The organism is Sanguibacter sp. TS_SC_8, from assembly GCF_055361235.1.
On the sequence record NZ_CM143955.1, the window covers coordinates 3,233,581 to 3,251,258 of the forward strand.

General features: G+C 70.8%; 15 protein-coding genes. 11 read left to right on the forward strand and 4 right to left on the reverse strand.

All coding sequences use genetic code 11. The features are described 5' to 3' along the window. Positions 1-6 precede the first annotated feature (6 nt). Both ACWA15_RS14640 and ACWA15_RS14645 read left to right on the forward strand, forming a co-directional pair. Complete coding sequence (locus tag ACWA15_RS14640) at positions 7-1,656, forward strand: FAD-binding dehydrogenase (RefSeq protein WP_464056120.1); 1,650 nt, start codon at positions 7-9, stop codon at positions 1,654-1,656. A gap of 74 nt (positions 1,657-1,730) precedes the next feature. Then, positions 1,731-3,410, forward strand: coding sequence for a sensor histidine kinase (locus ACWA15_RS14645; protein WP_464056121.1), 1,680 nt, complete (start codon positions 1,731-1,733; stop codon positions 3,408-3,410). Here the strand turns inward: ACWA15_RS14645 and ACWA15_RS14650 are convergent. Next, a complete protein-coding gene (locus ACWA15_RS14650) occupies positions 3,385-3,768 on the reverse strand; it encodes a response regulator transcription factor (protein ID WP_464056123.1) in 384 nt (127 codons plus the stop codon). The genes ACWA15_RS14645 and ACWA15_RS14650 overlap by 26 nt on opposite strands. 109 nt (positions 3,769-3,877) lie before the next feature. On the opposite strand from ACWA15_RS14650, the gene ACWA15_RS14655 reads away from it, so the two are divergent. Beyond that, positions 3,878-5,194, forward strand: a complete 1,317-nt coding sequence (locus tag ACWA15_RS14655; RefSeq protein ID WP_464056125.1) for an NAD(P)/FAD-dependent oxidoreductase — start codon at positions 3,878-3,880, stop codon at positions 5,192-5,194. On the opposite strand, the gene ACWA15_RS14660 is transcribed toward ACWA15_RS14655, so the two are convergent. Continuing rightward, positions 5,172-5,951 (reverse strand): response regulator transcription factor, encoded by a 780-nt coding sequence (locus tag ACWA15_RS14660; protein WP_464056126.1) that lies wholly within the window; start codon positions 5,949-5,951, stop codon positions 5,172-5,174. The genes ACWA15_RS14655 and ACWA15_RS14660 overlap by 23 nt on opposite strands. 72 nt (positions 5,952-6,023) lie before the next feature. After that, the gene (locus ACWA15_RS14665; protein WP_464056128.1) at positions 6,024-7,250 is read right to left on the reverse strand and encodes a sensor histidine kinase; all 1,227 of its coding nucleotides are present in this window, start codon (positions 7,248-7,250) and stop codon (positions 6,024-6,026) included. Between the two features lie 185 nt (positions 7,251-7,435). Between ACWA15_RS14665 and ACWA15_RS14670 the strand changes: the two genes are divergently transcribed. Together ACWA15_RS14670 and ACWA15_RS14675 are read left to right on the forward strand one after the other, a co-directional pair. Continuing rightward, positions 7,436-8,080: a M15 family metallopeptidase gene (locus ACWA15_RS14670; protein WP_464056129.1), complete on the forward strand. Its 645-nt coding sequence runs from the start codon at positions 7,436-7,438 to the stop codon at positions 8,078-8,080. Between the two features lie 8 nt (positions 8,081-8,088). Then, positions 8,089-8,925, forward strand: coding sequence for a pentapeptide repeat-containing protein (locus tag ACWA15_RS14675; RefSeq protein WP_464056131.1), 837 nt, complete (start codon positions 8,089-8,091; stop codon positions 8,923-8,925). An 18-nt stretch (positions 8,926-8,943) separates the two neighbouring features. On the opposite strand, the gene ACWA15_RS14680 is transcribed toward ACWA15_RS14675, so the two are convergent. Further along, positions 8,944-10,119 (reverse strand): cation:proton antiporter, encoded by a 1,176-nt coding sequence (locus tag ACWA15_RS14680; RefSeq protein WP_464056132.1) that lies wholly within the window; start codon positions 10,117-10,119, stop codon positions 8,944-8,946. A gap of 211 nt (positions 10,120-10,330) precedes the next feature. Here ACWA15_RS14680 and ACWA15_RS14685 point away from each other — a divergent pair, with 211 nt between their 5' ends. From ACWA15_RS14685 to ACWA15_RS14710, 6 genes are all read left to right on the forward strand, one after another. Continuing rightward, positions 10,331-11,806 carry a glycoside hydrolase gene (locus tag ACWA15_RS14685; protein ID WP_464056134.1) on the forward strand — a complete coding sequence of 492 codons (1,476 nt, stop codon included), beginning with the start codon at positions 10,331-10,333 and terminating at the stop codon, positions 11,804-11,806. Positions 11,807-11,859: 53 nt separating this feature from the next. Beyond that, on the forward strand, positions 11,860-13,194 hold the full coding sequence (locus ACWA15_RS14690) for an ABC transporter substrate-binding protein (RefSeq protein WP_464056136.1): 1,335 nt from the start codon (positions 11,860-11,862) through the stop codon (positions 13,192-13,194). 116 nt (positions 13,195-13,310) lie between these two features. Next, positions 13,311-14,192 carry a carbohydrate ABC transporter permease gene (locus tag ACWA15_RS14695; protein WP_464059529.1) on the forward strand — a complete coding sequence of 294 codons (882 nt, stop codon included), beginning with the start codon at positions 13,311-13,313 and terminating at the stop codon, positions 14,190-14,192. Between the two features lie 8 nt (positions 14,193-14,200). Continuing rightward, the gene (locus tag ACWA15_RS14700; protein ID WP_464059531.1) at positions 14,201-15,100 is read left to right on the forward strand and encodes a carbohydrate ABC transporter permease; all 900 of its coding nucleotides are present in this window, start codon (positions 14,201-14,203) and stop codon (positions 15,098-15,100) included. Beyond that, on the forward strand, positions 15,097-16,116 hold the full coding sequence (locus tag ACWA15_RS14705) for a LacI family DNA-binding transcriptional regulator (protein WP_464056137.1): 1,020 nt from the start codon (positions 15,097-15,099) through the stop codon (positions 16,114-16,116). The genes ACWA15_RS14700 and ACWA15_RS14705 overlap by 4 nt, the downstream gene beginning before the upstream one ends. A gap of 11 nt (positions 16,117-16,127) precedes the next feature. Continuing rightward, complete coding sequence (locus ACWA15_RS14710) at positions 16,128-17,606, forward strand: glycoside hydrolase family 32 protein (RefSeq protein WP_464056139.1); 1,479 nt, start codon at positions 16,128-16,130, stop codon at positions 17,604-17,606. The last annotated feature ends 72 nt before the right edge of the window (positions 17,607-17,678 follow it).

The window sequence follows — 17,678 nt, forward strand, 5'->3', positions numbered from 1 at the left end:
GGCGCCATGTCGGATGCCAGTGACGTCATCGTCGTCGGAGCAGGTCTCGCCGGGCTCGTCGCCGCCGCGGAGGCGGCCGACGCAGGCCGCACGGTGACCGTCGTCGACCAGGAAGGACCGCAGTCCCTGGGCGGACAGGCCTTCTGGTCCTTCGGCGGGCTGTTCCTCGTCGACTCCCCCGAGCAGCGCCGGATGGGCATCAAGGACTCCGTCGACCTCGCCTGGCAGGACTGGACCGGGTCGGCCGGCTTCGACCGGCCCGAGGACCACTGGCCACGGGAATGGGCCCGCGCCTACGTGGACTTCGCCGCCGGGGAGAAGCGCGCCTGGCTGCACGCCCTGGGCGTGCGCTTCTTCCCCGTGGTCGGCTGGGCCGAGCGCGGCGGCTACACCGCGCAGGGGCACGGCAACTCCGTCCCCCGCTTCCACATCACCTGGGGCACCGGCCCAGGGATCTGCGAGCCCTTCGTCGCCCGGCTGCTCGACCACGCCAAGACCGGCCGCATCACCGTGAAGCTCCGCCACCGCGTGGACGGCCTGACCGTGCACGACGGCGTGGTCACCGGCGTGCACGGCGCGCGCCTCGCGCGCACCACGGCCAGGCGCGGGGAGTCCTCGAGCCGGGAGGTCACCGGGGACTTCGAGCTGCGCGCGGGGGCCGTCGTCGTGTGCTCCGGCGGCATCGGCGGCGACCAGGCGCTCGTGCGGGCGGCCTGGCCGGACCGCCTGGGCAGCCCGCCCGCGCACATGATCACCGGCGTTCCCGCCCACGTCGACGGGCGGATGCTCGCCCTGACCGAGGCGGCTGGCGGGCGGGTGATCAACCGGGACCGCATGTGGCACTACGTCGAGGGGATCACGAACTGGGACCCGGTGTGGCCCGGGCACGGCATCCGGATCCTGCCCGGGCCGTCCTCGCTGTGGCTCGACGCGACCGGCGCCCGGCTGCCGGTGCCGCTCTTCCCCGGCTTCGACACCCTCGGCACGCTCGCGCACCTGCGCACGACCGGTCACGACTACAGCTGGTTCGTGCTCAACCAGACCATCATCGAGAAGGAGTTCGCGCTCTCCGGGTCGGAGCAGAACCCCGACCTCACCGGGCGCAGCGTCGCGGGGGTGCTCGGGCGCCTGAGGAAAGGCGCCCCCGCCCCGGTCGAGGCGTTCAAGCGCAACGGCGAGGACTTCGTCGTCGCGCAGACCCTGGCTGAGCTGGCCGCGGGGATGAACGCGGTCACCGGGGACACCCTCATCACCGAGGCCGGCCTGCGCGCGGTGGTGGAGGCGCGCGACCGTGAGCTGGTCAACCCCTTCTCGAAGGACGCGCAGATCACCGCGGTGCGCGGGGCTCGCAGCTACCTCGGCGACCGGCTCGTCCGGGTGGCCGCGCCCGGGCCGATCCTCGACCCGGCGGCCGGGCCGCTGATCGCCGTCCGGCTGCACGTCATCACCCGTAAGACCCTCGGCGGTCTGGAGACCGACCTGGCCGGCCGGGTCCTGTCCGACGCCGGCGGCCCTGTCCCGGGGTTGTTCGCGGCCGGGGAGGCGGCCGGGTTCGGTGGGGGCGGGATGCACGGATACCGTTCGCTCGAGGGCACCTTCCTCGGCGGGTGCCTCTTCTCCGGTCGCCAGGCCGGTCGCGCGGCGGCCGCCGGGTAGCAGGGCTCCAGGCTCGGGCCAGCGGGCCCGATGGCCCGCCGGGCTGCCGGTGCGCCTGCACCTAGACTCAGGCGATGACCAGCGAAGCGCTCAGGCCCGTGCCACACGTCTCAGCGCTCTCCCGATTCGTCAACCGCGCGTTCAGCGGCTCCCCCCGGTCAGCCGTCATCGCCCACCAGCTCCCGTTCGCCTTCACCTTCCTCGTCGTGCTCGTGCTCGTGCGGCTCACCTCACCCGCCGCCTTCGAGACCCCGGAGTTCCTCGTCGGCGCGGCCGTCGGTCTCGCCGCGACCGTCACCGCGGTCGCCGTGCCGTGGCCGCGGCGGACTGCCCTGCTGATCCTGGCGATCCCGATCCTCGACTTCCTCGCCATCGGCCTGACCCGCAGCCCCACCGTGGAGACCATCGGGTCGCTCGGGCTCCTGTGCATCTTCCCGGTCGTGTGGTTGTCCTACCAGCTCCACTGGAAAGGTGTCCTGATCGGGACCGTGGCGACGGTTGCCGTGCTCGTCACACCCGAGCTGGCCACCGACAACCCTTTCGATCTGAGGTACTGGTTCCGGGTTCTGCTGCTGCCCTTCATCCTCATGATGCTCGGAGCTGCCGTCGCGGTGGTGGCGGAGTACTGGCGGATCCAGCAGGCCGAGCTGCGGGCCAACGCGAAGTCCGCGAGCCGGGCGTCCCAGCTGCTCGAGACCATCATCGACACCGTGGACATCGGCCTGTTGACCATCGACGCCCACGGCAACGACGTGCTCTACAACCGTCGCCAGCTGCAGTTCCACGACCTCGCCTCCCCCGACGACGCGGTCGACCGGACCGAGGCCGGGCACTTCCTCTACGACGTCGACACCGCGGTCCCGATCCCGCCTGCCCGTCGCCCGGTCCGCCGCACGATCGAGGGCGAGATGCTCACCGACGTCCAGGTGGCGATGGGCCGGGAACCGCTGCAGCGGCGCATCGTCTCGGTGACCTCACGCCCGATCCTCGACGAGGACGGCGCCCCGGACGGAGCGGTCATCGCCTTCCAGGACGTCACCGAGATGCACGCGGCGATGCGGTCCAAGGACAGCTTCGTCGCGACCGTCTCCCACGAGCTGCGCACCCCGCTGACGTCGATCATCGGCTACCTCTCACTCATCGACGACGGGCAGGAGGACGGCGACTACGACCTGCCGCCCGAGGTGGTCAGGCACCTGGCGGTGATCTCCCGCAACGCCGAACAGCTGCTGCTGCTCGTCTCCGACCTGCTCACCACGGCTCAGGCCGAGTCCGGGTCGCTGCGGTTCCGGATGACCGACGTGCGCATCGACCAGCTCACCACCCGTGCGCTGGAGTCCTTCCGGCCCCGGGCGAGCGCGGCCGACGTCACCCTCAAGCTGGAGATCAACCCCACCCCCGTCCAGTCCGGGGACCATGGCCGGCTGTCCCAGGTCTTCGACAACCTGCTCTCCAACGCCATCAAGTACACCCTTCCCGGGGGGACCGTCCAGGTCCGGGTCGAGGCGACCGACTCCGCGAGCGTCGTCACTGTGGCCGACTCTGGGATCGGTATCAGCGCAGACGACGTGTCCATGCTCTTCACCAAGTTCTTCCGGGCCGACTCGGCCCGGGACAACGCGATTCCTGGCGTCGGCCTCGGTCTGGTCATCTCCAAGGCGATCGTCGACGGTCACGACGGCACGATCGACCTGACGAGCGTCCTCGGCGAGGGCACGACGATCCAGGTCACGCTCCCCCGCCACGACGCCTGATCATGCCCGCCACCGCCGCTCGGAGCTCGCTGGACCGGAAGGGCTTGGGGAGATAGGCGCAGGGCTCCCCCGGGTCGACTCCCGAGCCGGCCGCGGACAGCAGCAGGACCGGCAGGTCAGCGGTGTCGGGGTCGCCCCGCAGCCGGCGCAGCACCTCGTAGCCGTCGATGTCCGGCAGCCCGAGGTCGAGGGTGACGAGAGCGGGCCGCACCGCCGCCACGAGGGCGAGGCCCTCGAGACCGCACCCGGCGACGTGCACCTGGTGGCCTCCTCGGACCAGGACCGAGCCGACGAGCGCCCGGATGTCGGCGTCGTCCTCGATCACCACGACGACCGGCCCCGCCCCTGTGTCACCCATGGACCGATCCTAGGCACACAGCCCGCTCACCGGACACCCGTGGCGAGATCGTCAGGTTGCGGTCAGGACAGGTGTTGCGACGATGGACACCGACGGTCAGGAGCCAGAGATGAACACCGAGGGACGCACCTCCGACACATTCCTCGTGGTCGGGGGCGGGCTGGCCGGGGCGAGCGCGGCACGGACCCTGCGCGCGGAGGGCTTCGACGGTCGGCTCGTGCTGCTCGCCGGCGAGGACGAGGTTCCCTACATCCGCCCGCCGCTGTCCAAGGAGCTCCTCGCCGGCGCGGCCGAGCGCAAGGACACCTGGGTCGAGCCGGAGTCCTGGTACGCCGACCACGACGTCGAGCTTCGCCGCGGGTGCTCCGCCACCAGGATCGATGTCACCGAGCACGTGGTCGAGCTGGACGACCACTCACGTCTCGCGTACAGCCGGGTCCTCCTTGCGACCGGGTCCTCCCCGCGCCGGCTGCCGGCGGAGTCCTTCCCTGCCTTCACCGGGGTGCACTACCTGCGCACCCTGGCCTCCGCGGAGCAGCTGCGCGCCGAGCTGGCCGGCGGCGGGCGACGCGTCGTCGTGGTCGGGGCGGGCTGGATCGGGCTCGAGGTGGCCGCGGCGGCGCGGGGCTACGGCAACGCGGTGACGGTGCTGGGCCGCGAGGCCACTCCGCTCGAGCCCGTCCTGGGCGCCGAAATCGGCTCCTACGTCGCCGAGGTCCACACCCGCGCTGGGGTCGACCTGCGGACGGGGGTCGACGTGGTCGGTTTCACCGGCACCCACAATGGTCTTCACCTGGGGGTCCACCACGCCCCGCACTCCGCGCACGGCGCGGTGTCCGGGGTGCTCCTGCGCGACGGCGACGAGATCCCTGCCGACGTCGTGGTGGTCGGCATCGGTGCGGTGCCCAACACCGACCTCGCCCGTGGGGTGGGCCTGGTCGAGGACGACGGGATCGTCGTCGACGCGAGCCTGCGCGCGGGGCTGGACGTGTGGGCGGCGGGTGACGTGGCCCGGGCCTTCCACCCGGTCCTGGGCAAGCACCTGCGGATCGAGCACTGGGCCAACGCCGAGCACCAGGGGGCGGCAGCCGCCCGCTCGATGCTCGACCAGCCCGTCAGCTACGACCGGGTGCCCTACTTCTACTCCGACCAGTTCGATCTGGGGATGGAGTTCTCCGGCTACGGCGACCTCATGCGCGGTGCCGAGCTCGTCTACCGCGGGGACAGGGCGGGTGGGGAGTTCATCGCGTTCTGGGTCATCCCTGAGGGAGCGGGGAGCCGCGTGGTCGCCGGCATGAACGTCAACGTGTGGGACGTCAATCCCACGATCGAGGCCCTCATCGCCTCCGGGCGCGGCCTCGACCTGGCGCGCCTGACCGATCCAGGCACGCCGCTCGAGGACCTCAGCCCGGGGACGACCGGTTGACCAGCCCGCTCTCATAGGCGGCGACCACGAGCTGCACGCGGCTGGTCAGGCCGAGCTTGGTGAGCAGCGACCGGACATGGCTCTTGACGGTCGCCTCGGTGAGGAAGAGGCTGGCGGCGATGTCGCGGTTGCTGCCGCCGGCCACGACGGCCAGCAGCACATCGCGTTCGCGGGGGCTGATGCTGTCCATCGGCGTCGGGCCGGAGGGGTGCGCGGGCGCGCGGGCGGAGGGTGAGACCGGTGGCCGGGAGCCCGAGTCGCGGCTGACGAGCTCGACGTACCGCTCGATGATGGACCGGGTGACCGACGGGTCGAGCAGGGAGTCCCCCGCGTGCACCCGGTGGATCGCGGTGATCAGGGTCGCCGGGTCGACGTCCTTGAGCAGGAACGCGCTGGCCCCGGCGCGCAGTGCCCCGAAGAGGTACTCCTCGTCGTTGAAGGTCGTCAGCACGATGGTCCGGACACCGGCGAGGGTGGGGTCGTCGGTGAGCAGGCGGGTGGCCTCGACGCCGTCCAGGCGGGGCATCCGGATGTCCATGAGGACGACGTCGGGACGCAGCGCGCGGACCACGTCGAGGGCTTCCTGCCCGTCCTTGGCCTCCCCGACCACCGTGATGTCCAGCTCGTTGTCGAGGATCATCGTCAGGCCGAGCCGGATGGTCGGCTGATCGTCGACGACCACGACACGGACACTGGGGCGGGTGGCCACCTCGCTGACGATGGTCGGGCGTGCTGCCCGCGCGGGTCCTCGGGTCATCTGGGCTCCTTCTCTCGGGTGGTGCGTCTCGGGGCGTCCATCTCGGGTGCAGATCGAGTCTCGGTGCGTGCGTCACGATTCCTTGGGCAGGTGGACGCGGACGATCCAGCCGCCGCCGGTGTCGGGACCGGCGACGAACCTCCCGCCGCAGGTCACGGCCCGCTCCCCCATGTTGCGCAGACCGTTGCCGGCCCGGGCCGCGCCGGCATCCGTGGGCGGTCGCGCCGGACCGGGGTCGTGGACGGTGAGCACGACGTGCCGGGGGCGCCGGCTGAGCGAGAGCGTCGCCGTCGTCGCGGTCGAGTGCAGCAGCACGTTGGTGAGCGACTCCTGGGCGATCCGCACGAGGGCGAGCTCGGCGGCCGGCCCGAGCGGGAGAGCGACCTCCGGGATCGTGACCGTCACGTCGAGCCCGGCCTGCGCCATCCGCTCGGCGGCTCCGCGCAGGTCGTCCAGCCGGGGCGCGGGGGTCAGCATCCCGCCCTCCCCGGGAGTCTCCCGCAGCATGTCGACGATCGTCCGCATCGCCTTGAGAGCGTCCTTGCCCGCCCCCGCGATCCACTCGGTGGCCAGCAGCGGGGCGTCGGGCTGGTTGGGCGCGACCCTGGTCGCGGCCTGCGCCCGGATGACGATGGCACTCATGTGGTGCGCGACGACGTCGTGCAGCTCGCGGGCGATGCGCAGCCGCTCGGCCGAGACAGCCTGCTCGGCGACCACCCCGTGCAACCGCTGGAGCTCGGCGTTCTGCTCCCGCAGGGACTGCGAGCTCAGCGCCAGCCGGTGCATGACCACTCCGAGGGCCACCGCCCCGGTGGTGAGGGCGAGCCCGACCAGGACCGTGGACGGACGGCCCCTGAAGTCGAAGCCGAGCACCCACAGGCCCCGCCCGGAGGGGAGCGCCGGGCCGCCGGACAACCGCAGCAGGAGCCCGGCGCCTCCAGCGACCACGACCGCCACTGCCGGTCTGACCTGCGCCGCGTGGGTGGCGCCGAAGGCTGCGATGAGGAGGGGCAGCAGATGGAAGTCGGACTGCAGCCCGGCGCGGTAGCCGAGCGGGTAGCAGAGCATCGTCAGCCAGAAGACCGTCCACGGGATCGTGCGACGGCCGGCGAGCGCGAAGATCATCCAGGCACCGGCCCACCAGTACATGCTGATCCATCGGGGGTGCCAGTAGCCGCTCTGGTCGGCGAGGCGGAGGGTGAGGAACCACACCGCCCCCGCGCCGACCGCGACGAGCGCGTCGCGCACCCACGGCGGCTGTGCCTGCCGGGGCGCCGCCGCAGGTGGGGAGTCGGTCACGGTGACCACCGTACGGGTCTGGGCCCGCTGTGGCGACGTCCCGAGGGAGGACCGGCGGACCGGGGCCGTCCACCCACGGGTGGACTGCCTGACCAGCCAGAACATCGCCGAGTGCGGCCAGGCGCCGGTAGGTTCAGCCCTGAGGTCGATGTGCGGGGCAAGGCGCGCAGACCAGGATGAACCTCATGGCCACCTCGTCCCGCCCCGTCCCACCCGGCCGACCCTCGACCGGTACCTCGCCCCGTCGCGCCTCGCCCCACGCACACTGGATCCTGTCGGGCCTCGTCGTCGGCCTCGTCGTCGGTCTCGTCGTCGTTGCCGTCCTCCTGTTCACCGGCACGGTGACGGGCGCGTCCCCAACCGGGGCCGGCACGAGCCAGCAGGCTGCCGGCGATGCCTCCGGGACGAGCTCCGGGCCAGCCGTGCGCCTCGACGCCGACCTCCAGGCGACCTTCGAGGAGGCCGCGGCCGACGCCGCGCGGGACGGCGTCAGCCTGACCCTCACCTCGGGGTGGCGCAGCGCGGACGAGCAGCAGACGCTTGTCGACGCAGCCGTGGAGCACCACGGGTCGGCCGCGGCGGCCCGACGCTGGGTGCTGCCGCCCGAGGCCTCGGCCCACGTGGCGGGCCTGGCGATCGACGTCGGCCCGACCGAGGGCGCGCTGTGGCTGGACGCGCGGTCGCAGGACTATGGGCTGTGCCGGACGTACGCGAACGAGCTGTGGCACTTCGAACCGGTCGTCGAGCGCGGCGAGACCTGCCCGCCCATGCACGAGGACGCCTCCGGCGGCTGGGAGGATGGAGGTCCACGGGCTCCGGCCCACGACTGAGGAGCCCGATGTCCGATACTGACGAGGAGGCGGCACGCCGTGAGCTCCGCGGGGACTGCGGCAGCTGCTTCGGGCTGTGCTGCGTCGCCCTGCCCTTCGCGCGGTCCTCGGACTTCGCGATCACCAAGGCTGCCGGGACCCCGTGCCCCAACCTCGAGCCGGCCTTCGGCTGCGGGATCCACGCGCGGCTGCGCCCGAGCGGCTTTCGCGGCTGCACCGTCTACGACTGCTTCGGCGCCGGGCAGCAGGTCGCCCAGGTGATCTACGCGGGAGTCAGCTGGCGTGAGGCCCCCGCGACCATGACCGAGATGTTCGAGGTCTTCCCGGTCGTGCGCCACCTCCACGAGCTGATCTGGTACCTCACCGACGCCCTCTCCCGCGTGGCCACCGCACCCGTCCACGACGCCCTGCGCGCGGCGTCGACCACCACCCGTGAGCTGGCGGCCGCCCGGCCGGAGGCGCTGCTCGCCCTCGACGTGGACGCCCACCGGCAGGAGGTCAACGTCGTGCTCACCCGGGCGAGCGAGCTGGTCCGCGCGGGCGCGCCCGGCCGGCCGAAGAACCACCGCGGCGCCGACCTCATCGGCGCCAAGCTGAGCGGAGCGGACCTGCGGGGGGCCAACCTGCGCGGGGCGTACCTCATCGGCGCCTCCCTGCGTGGCGCGGACCTGCGCCGGGCCGACCTCATCGGGGCGGACCTGCGTGACGCGGACCTGCGGGGCGCGACCCTCACCGACGCGCTCTACCTCACCCAGCCCCAGCTCACCGCTGCCCGCGGCGACGCGGCGACGCGCATCCCACCCGCTCTGGACCGTCCCGTGCACTGGTCCGACGCCGCAGGCTGACCCGTCCGGTCACCCCGGTCACGCCGGGGGCACCTCCAGCGATTCGCGCTCCCGGCTGCCCAGCCGCTGCGCAGCCATCGGGAAGACGAGGACCGAGAGCACTCCGGCCCCGACGAGGGCCGCGGCGCTCGCGCTCGACATGGCACCGTCGGCGACCGCCAGCCCGGTGATCGCGACGAGCAGCGGCAGCGCCGTCGCGCTGTAGACGGCGACCTGGACCCGTTCTCCACGCACCAGGTCCCGGCGGAACCAGGCGAACACCGGCACCCCGCGCACCACGAGCAGCAGGGCGAGGAACACGAACGGCATCCACGGCTGCGCGGCGATCGAGTCGATGTCCAGGCCCATCCCCGAGCTGACGAAGAACACCGGGATGAACACCCCCCACGCGATGACGTCCAGCTTCTCCTCGAGCCGGGCGACGTCGCCCGGGGCCCAGCGGCGCAGGATCATCCCCGCCAGGAACGCACCCAGCACAGCGTCGAAGCCGAGGCTCGCCGCGACCGCGAGCAGCGCGACCAGCAGGACGAGCGTGAGTCGCACCGTCGTCTGACCGGTGCCGTGCTCGGACCGGAGCAGCACCCTGGCGATCCGGGGCGACCGGATCGTCCCGGGCAGGAGCGCCAGCAGCACCGCCACCACGGCGAAGGCGATGAGCAGGACCGCCGCGGCGCCGCTGCGCCGGGTCCCGAGCAGCAGAGCCATGGCCACGATCGGGCCGAGCTCACCCACCGCTCCGACCGCGAAGACGGTCTTGCCGAAGGGGGTGCCGAGCTGGCCGGCGTCGCGCAGGACCGGCATGAGCACGCCCAGTGCGGTCGTGGTCAGCGCGATCGACCCGGCGGCCAGCGCATGGGCGCCGTCCGGTGCGGTGACCACGAAGACCAGGGCGACGGCGACGACGAGCGAGGTGCTCCATGCGCCGAGCGCGAGGCGCCCGGTCCGCTGGCGCGTGAGGGTCGGGTCGAGCTCGTACCCGGCCAGCAGGAAGAGGAAGCCCATGCCGAGGTCGGAGAGCAGGTCCACGGAGTCCGGGGAGGACAGGTCCAGCACCTCGGGGCCGATGACCACGCCGCCGACCAGCAGCAGGACCACCTGCGGGACCCGCGCACGGACCGGGAGCAGACCGACGAGCAGCGGGCTGAGGAGGGCGACGACGAGGACGGGCAGCAGGTCCGCGTAGGTGGTGTCCATGGGGTGCCTCCGGAGGTCAACGATCGGTGCGCGAGATCACGGTGACACAGACTGGCGTCCTGCGCTGGCGACACCGGGCCGGCCCGGTGGTCGACCGTCACTTTCGCCCGCTGATCACAACTTGATAACCCCGTGCTTAACCGCTTGACCAATCCGGATCGACGCCCTTAGGGTCATGCGTAAGCGGTTAACCACCAACGACGGGGTGACGATGACGGACCAACGAGGGTTCTACAGGCCAGAGGGCGCCTGGGTGGGGGATGTCATCCCCTGGGAGGAAGACGGGGAGTTCCACCTCTTCTACCTGCACGAGACGCGCAAGGTCCCCAAGGAGGGGATGCCGTGGCACCGCATCGTGACAGACAACCTGGTCGACTTCCACGAAGCCGGCGAGGCCCTCGCCTCGGGCGGTCCCGCCTCCGACGGGTTCAACGTCTACACCGGCAGCATCGTGGTCGACGGCGACGGGACCCACCACGCGTTCTTCACCGGCCAGAACCCCGTCAAGACGGGCGGTGACGGTCTGGCGCTACAGGTGGTCATGCACGCGACGAGCCACGACGGGATGCGTTCGTGGGACCACCACCCGGCGGACACCTTCGGCGCGACCAGCGGCTACGAGACCGCCGACTGGCGTGATCCCTTCGTCTTCTGGGACGCCGACGCACGGCTGTGGCGGATGCTCATCACCGCACGTCACGCTGAGGGGCCGGCGCGTCGACGCGGCGTGATCGCCCAGTGCACCTCCCGCGACCTCACCAGCTGGGAGCCGGCCGCGCCGTTCTGGGACCCGCGCCGCTACCTCGCGCTCGAATGCCCCGAGGTGTTCCAGTGGGGCGACTGGTGGTACCTCGTCTACTCCGAGTTCAGCGACGCGTTCACCACGCGCTATCGGATGGCACGCAGCCTCGACGGCCCCTGGATCGTCCCCGAGCACGACTCGCTCGACGGGCGCGCGTACTACGCCGCCAAGTCCGCCGCGCGGGACGGCCGTCGCTTCTTCTTCGGCTGGATCGCCTCCCGTGAGGGAAGCTGCGACGACGGGGCCTGGCAGTGGGCCGGCACCCTCTCCGTCCTGGAAGCAGAGCAGCGCGAGGACGGCACTCTCGCCTTCCACCCGACCGCAGAGCTTCGCAAGACGTTCGCCCGTCCGGTCGACGAGATCGCCGCAGGGACGACGCTGTACGCCCCGGACAGCTACGCGGACGTGCTGACGTCGGTGGATGCTGCCGCGAGCTTCCGGCTCGTCGCCCGCTTCGACATCAGCGAGCACACCACCGAGTGCGGAGTCCTCCTGCGCGCAAGCCCCGACGGCGACGAGGCGTATGCCCTGCGCCTCGAGCCCAAGCGCGGGCGGCTCGTCCTCGACCGCTGGCCGCGTCGCGCGACCGGCACGGAGCAGTGGCAGATCTCCGGAGACGTCCCCTTCGCCGTGGAGCTCGAGCGCCCCTGCGTGCTCAGCCCCGGTGAGCACGAGCTCGAGGTGATCGTCGACGGCGACATCTGCGTCGCCACCGTCGACAATGCCACCGTGCTCAGCACGCGTCTGTACGACCGGCCGACCGGCCGCCTCGGCGCGTTCGTCGGCGAGGGCGTCGTGACCCTCACCCAGTTCTCCGTCTCCACCCGTGACGACGGCGGCACCACACCGAACGAGACTGCACCCGCCGCTCTGGCCGCGACGTGAGCAGCCCCACCCCAGCACACCCCATTGGCGTCAGATCAAAGGAGATTCCGACCATGCCCAGGACCACACGCACAGCAGCATTCATCACCGCAATCACAGCCACCACCCTCGCGCTCTCCGCGTGCGCGGGCGAATCGACCAGCGCCGACCCCACCGACGTCAACCCGGAAGGGGAGATCGTCCCCCGCGAGATCTCCTGGCTGCTGTCCCGCCCGGCGGACGGTGGGGTCATCACAGCGATGGAACAGATCGCCGACGAGTACGCGAAGGACCACCCCGGCTTCTCGCTCAACCTCATCACGACTCCCGATCGCCCCTCCTACATCCAGAAGTACGAGACCCTGGCCGCCGCCAACAAGCTGCCCGAGTTCTTCGACACGGACGCGACGCCCTTCGCGCAGAAGCTCGCCGGCCAGGACCGGATGGTCGACATCGACGTCCTGCTCGACGACCTCGGGATCGCCGACGACTACCGCGAGGCAGCCCTGAACTACCAGCGCTTCGACGACGGCTCCCTCTACATGCTGCCGTTCGAGTTCCAGCTGGAGGTCTTCTGGTACAACTCCGCGCTGCTCGACCAGGCCGGCGTGGAGATCCCGGCGACGCTCGACGACTTCCCGGCGATGTGCACGGCTCTGCGCGCCGAGGGGATCACCCCCATCGCCCTCGACGGCCAGGACCAGTGGCCGCTGGAGCGGTACATGGCGTACTACCCGTTCCGCATGACCGGCACCGACTACATCCAGGACCTCAAGAACGGCGACGCGTCCTTCGCCGACCCGGCCGGCCAGGCAGCCGCACAGTGGCTGTACGACCTCGGCCAGGCAGGCTGCTTCGCGGAAGGATTCTCCTCGACCGGGTACGCCGACGCCCAGGCCCTGTTCACCTCGGGTCAGGCCGCCGTCTACAACATCGGCACGTGGGAGCTGAGCAACCTCGCCACGGACGCGCTCAACCCTGACGTGCGGGACTCGATCGACTACTTCACGCTGCCGACCATCGACGGCGCCGTCACCGCCGACAACGAGTTCGTCACGCCGTCGGGCATCGGCATGGCCGTCAACGCCCAGACGTACGACCCGCTCGTGCGGGACTTCCTCGCCTTCGCCCTCGAGCGCTACCCCGAGCTCTACGCGTCCACCGGCGCCCTGTCACCGACGACGACCGCCGAGACGACGATCCCCGCCGGCGCGACGGATCTGTACTCCCGGTCCGTGGCCCAGGCGGACGAAGTCGGCGCCGCGATCGCGATGCCCTGGGACACCCAGCTCGACCCGGCGACGAACACGCGACTCCAGCAGGAGCTGACCCTCCTGGTGCAGGGCGACATCACCCCCGACACGTTCATCGCGACCATGGACGCGGCTCTGGCGGAGAACCTGCGATGACTGAGCTCGAACAAGCCGGGGCAGGCGCGGGTTCCTCGCGCCTGCCCCGGCAGGGGGCACGCACGCCGGCGCGCAAGCCGGCCCACCCGCCGGCGCGCAAGCCGGTGCGGACGTCGATGCTTCCTCGCCGCTCGCGTCTGTCGGTGCTCGTGTTCCTCCTCCCACCGCTGCTGGTGTACGGCTTCGCCGTGCTGCTGCCGATCGGGCAGTCGCTCGTGCTGAGCCTCTTCAAGTGGGACGGCATCACCGACATGTCGTTCGTCGGTCTCGACAACTACGTCAAGATGCTCACCCGCGATGACGTCTTCTGGACGTCGTTCGTCAACGCGCTCGGATACCTGGTGATCTGCCTGGTGCTCCAGCTCGGTGGGGCACTGGTCGTCGCCGGGCTGCTCACGGCCCTCCCCCGGGCACGCGAGCTCGTCAAGACGCTCTATCTGCTGCCCGCGGTGATCTCCACGGTGGCGATCGCCCTCCTGTTCCAGCGCATCTACTCGCTGGAACCGGTCGGCCTGCTCAACCAGATCCTCGCCTGGATCGGCCTGGAGAACCTGCAGACCGCGTGGCTCTCCAACGTGGACACCGTGCTTGCTGCCGTCTCGATCCCCGAGGGCTGGCGCTTCACCGGCCTGTACATGCTCATCATCTATGCCGCGCTCATCGCGGTGCCCAGCGAGCTCGAGGAAGCTGCGCGGCTCGACGGCGCATCGTGGTGGCAGGTGTTCTGGAGCATCCGCTTCCCCTACATCCGTCCCGTCTGGATCACCACCACGGTCATGGCGACGACGTTCGCGCTGCGCGGCTTCGACATCCCGTACCTGCTCACCAACGGCGGTCCCGGACAGTCCTCCGAGCTCCTCACGACGTACATGTACAAGACCGCGTTCGTCCACACCGACTACGGCTACGCCAGCGCGATCTCCGTCTTCATCGTCGCCGAGTGCCTTGTCGCCGTCGGCATCATCTTCTTGCTCTTCCGTCGAAGGGACGACTCGTGACCGCGCCCGTGCTCACCGCGACCGCACAGCCCACACCGCCGGCGCAGCCCACCCTGCGCCGGGCCCCCGCCCGGTCTCCTCGACTCCGCGTGCAGCGCACGCTGCTCACCGTGACGGTCGTGGCGATCGTCGTCGTCCAGGTGTACCCGCTCCTGTGGTTGCTGCTGACGAGCTTTCGCACGGCAGCAGACTTCGCCGGCGGCAACCCGTTCGCGCTTCCGTCGGAGTACACCCTCGACAACTACACGCGGGCGTTCGCCACCGGCAACCTCGGGTTGAACATCCTCAACAGCCTCATCATCACCCTCGGGGCGAGTGCCCTCATCGTCGTGGCGGGCATGATGGCGGCCTTTGCGCTGCAGGTGCTCGGCTTCCGGTTCAGCGGGTTCGTCCGGGGGCTGTTCCTGCTCGGGATCATCGTGCCCGTCCAGATCGCCCTCGTCCCGCTGTTCATCGACTATTCGAGAGTGGGGCTGCTCGACACGCACCTGTCGATGATCATCCCGCTGGCTGCCTTTGCCCTCCCCATGGCTGTCTATCTGTTCTCCTCGTTCTATGAATACATCCCCCGGGAGATGTATGAGGCTGCGTCTCTCGACGGGGCCGGTCCCTATCGGATCTTCTCCCAGATCACCCTCCCGTTGTCGGTGAACACGATCATCACCGTCGTGCTGGTGAACTCCATCTTCATCTGGAACGACTTCATCTTCGCCAACACGTTTGTGCTGTCCGACGGGTTGAAGACGATCCCGCTCGGCCTGCAGAACTACATTGGCGCAATGGGTAACACCGACTGGACAGCGACGTTCGCCGCCGTGTGCGTCACTGTCACACCGCTTCTGCTGGTGTTCTTGGTGCTGAACAAAGCGATGATCAAGGGTCTCGAGAGCGGAGCGACAAAGGGATGAGCGGTCCAGAGCGCGGAAGAAACACCTCCGCCGTCACGATGCGGGACGTCGCCAAGGCAGCGGGAGTGTCCGTGGCGACGGTGTCGCACGTCGTGAACGACAAACCCGGTGCCCGCATCGGAGAAGGTGCCCGGCACCGGGTGCAGGAGGCCGTCGTGCAGCTCGGCTACCGACCGAACGCGCTCGCGAAGACGCTCTCCCAAGGGACCTCGCGCTTCATCGGGCTCGTCGCCGACGCGATCGCCACGACCCCGTTCGCCGGCCAGATCATCCACGGCGCACAGGACGAGGCGTGGAAGCACGGGTACGTCCTGCTCGTCGCCAACACCGACGGCAACACAGCAGTCGAGGACGACGCGATCGCCATGATGCTCGAGCACCAGGTGCACGGCATCCTCTACTCGACCTGGTACCACCGGGAGATCGTCGTCCCGCCGATGCTCTACCAGACCGACACCGTGCTCGTCGACTGCTTCGCCGACGGCAGCGGGCTCCCCGCCGTCGTCCCCGACGAGCTCCAGGGCGGGCGCACCGCGACCGAGGTGCTGCTCCGCGCCGGTCACCGCAGGATCGCGTTCATCAACACGACGACGCCCTCACCGGCGCAGTCCGGGCGCCTGGCCGGCTACCGCGCTGCGCTGGACGCCGCAGACATCGCGTTCGACGAGTCGCTGGTCTTCCCCGCTGCTCCCGGGCAGGAGGGCGGGTACGCGGCGACGCCCGCCATCATCGCCTCACGGGCGACGGGGGTCTTCTGCCACAACGACCGGGTGGCGATGGGCCTCTACGACGGGCTCCGCGAGCACGGCCTCCGCATCCCGGACGACGTCGCGGTCATCGGCTTCGACAACCAGGACGTCATCGCCGCCCACCTGCGCCCGCCCCTGTCGACGGTCGCCCTCCCCCACTACGAGCTCGGCGCGGCGGGCGTGCGCGTGCTGCTCGGCCTCGAGACGCACGCGGACCCCCACCCGCACCTCATCCCCTGCCCGCCGATCCAGCGACTCTCGGTCTGAGAGGAGACCCCGTGCGAACTACGAGCGGCCCGGTGCCCAGACCCACCTTCCACTTCACACCGCAGCGCAACTGGATGAACGACCCCAACGGGCTCGTGCACCACCGCGGCCTGTGGCACCTGTTCTTCCAGTACAACCCGGAGGGCTCGGACTGGGGCAACATGAGCTGGGGCCATGCCACGAGCCCCGACCTGCACGCGTGGACCGAGCATCCGGTGGCACTGCCGTATCAGGACGGCGAGCAGATCTACTCAGGATCGGTCGTGGTGTCAGGGCCCGACGACGCGCGTCTGACCGCGCTCTACACGAGCGCCTACGACGACGACCACCAGGCGCAGTCGAGAGCGACCAGCGACGACGGCGGCTTCACCTGGGACATCGACGCGGGCAACCCGGTGCTCGACCGCGGCACCCGGTCCTTCCGTGACCCGAAGGTCATCCGTGTCGTCGACGCGCACGGCGGATTCCGGTGGGTGCTGCTCGCGGTCGAGGCCGAGGAACGGCGCGTGCTGTTCTACTCCTCCCAGGACCTGCGGTCGTGGGAGTACCTGAGCGACTTCGGCCCGCTCGGCGACGAGGGTGTCGTCTGGGAGTGCCCGGACATCGTCCCGCTGGCCGTCGACGGCCATCCGGAGGACGTCCGCTGGGTGCTGCTCCTCAGCACGAACCCGGTCGGCGACGACGCGGACCCCAGCGGCTCGTCCATGAGCTACGTCGTCGGACACTTCGACGGAGTTGCCTTCACCTCGCAGGCGCAGGGCCTGACGCGACTCGACCACGGCCGGGACTTCTACGCGGGTGTCACCTTCGACAGCGCGCCCTCCGGCGAGGCGATCATGATCGGCTGGATGAACAACTGGCGCTACGCGTCCGCGGTTCCGTCAGCGCCGTGGCGGGGAGCGATGTCGCTCCCCCGCCGGCTCGGACTGCGCCAGATCGACGGCGCGCCGTGCCTCGTGCAGGAGCCCCCCACCTTCGTCCGTGCGCACCTCGCGCGGGTGACTCCGGCCACGCTGTCCGGCGCCGCCCAACCGGCCCAGCTCACCCTGAGCGGCCACTCGCTCGTCGAGCTCCGATGGGATCCCGCAGCCACCGGCACCCTTCGACTGCGTCTGCGCGGTGACGCCGACGCGCACGTCGAGGTCGAGCACCTCCCTGCCTCACGCACGCTCCGTGTCACTCGCGGGGGACTCGCGGCGCAGGTCGTGCATCCCGACTTCCCGTCGACCTCCACGGTCGCGCTGACCGGCGCAGTGACCGGCGCGGAGCGAGGACGCCTGCTGCTGAGCCTGGACGGCCCGCTGCTGGAGATCTTCGTCGGCGACGGGGAGACGACCGTGTCGAACCTCGTCATGCTCGGCACGGGGACCATCACCGCGGCTCTGGACACCGAGCACCACGGCCCTGTCACGGTCACCGTGGTCGACGTGCCGGCGCCGGACGAACCATCCGCGCAGCTTCTCGCCGTCGGTGCTGAGCTGCTCCCCTGAGCTGCATCCCGCCGCCTGTCCCACCACCGCCTGTCCCACCACCGCCCAACCCACCACCGCATTTCCCACCAC

Excerpts from the sequence above, each read along its gene's own strand:
- ACWA15_RS14660 (WP_464056126.1), bottom strand. The coding sequence starts at position 5,951 with ATGACCCGAGGACCCGCGCGGGCAGCACGCCCGACCATCGTCAGCGAG.
- ACWA15_RS14645 (WP_464056121.1), top strand. The coding sequence starts at position 1,731 with ATGACCAGCGAAGCGCTCAGGCCCGTGCCACACGTCTCAGCGCTCTCC.
- ACWA15_RS14655 (WP_464056125.1), top strand. The coding sequence starts at position 3,878 with ATGAACACCGAGGGACGCACCTCCGACACATTCCTCGTGGTCGGGGGC.
- ACWA15_RS14695 (WP_464059529.1), top strand. The coding sequence starts at position 13,311 with ATGCTTCCTCGCCGCTCGCGTCTGTCGGTGCTCGTGTTCCTCCTCCCA.
- ACWA15_RS14640 (WP_464056120.1), top strand. The coding sequence starts at position 7 with ATGTCGGATGCCAGTGACGTCATCGTCGTCGGAGCAGGTCTCGCCGGG.
- ACWA15_RS14650 (WP_464056123.1), bottom strand. The coding sequence starts at position 3,768 with ATGGGTGACACAGGGGCGGGGCCGGTCGTCGTGGTGATCGAGGACGAC.
- ACWA15_RS14680 (WP_464056132.1), bottom strand. The coding sequence starts at position 10,119 with ATGGACACCACCTACGCGGACCTGCTGCCCGTCCTCGTCGTCGCCCTC.
- ACWA15_RS14690 (WP_464056136.1), top strand. The coding sequence starts at position 11,860 with ATGCCCAGGACCACACGCACAGCAGCATTCATCACCGCAATCACAGCC.
- ACWA15_RS14685 (WP_464056134.1), top strand. The coding sequence starts at position 10,331 with ATGACGGACCAACGAGGGTTCTACAGGCCAGAGGGCGCCTGGGTGGGG.
- ACWA15_RS14705 (WP_464056137.1), top strand. The coding sequence starts at position 15,097 with ATGAGCGGTCCAGAGCGCGGAAGAAACACCTCCGCCGTCACGATGCGG.
- ACWA15_RS14675 (WP_464056131.1), top strand. The coding sequence starts at position 8,089 with ATGTCCGATACTGACGAGGAGGCGGCACGCCGTGAGCTCCGCGGGGAC.
- ACWA15_RS14670 (WP_464056129.1), top strand. The coding sequence starts at position 7,436 with ATGGCCACCTCGTCCCGCCCCGTCCCACCCGGCCGACCCTCGACCGGT.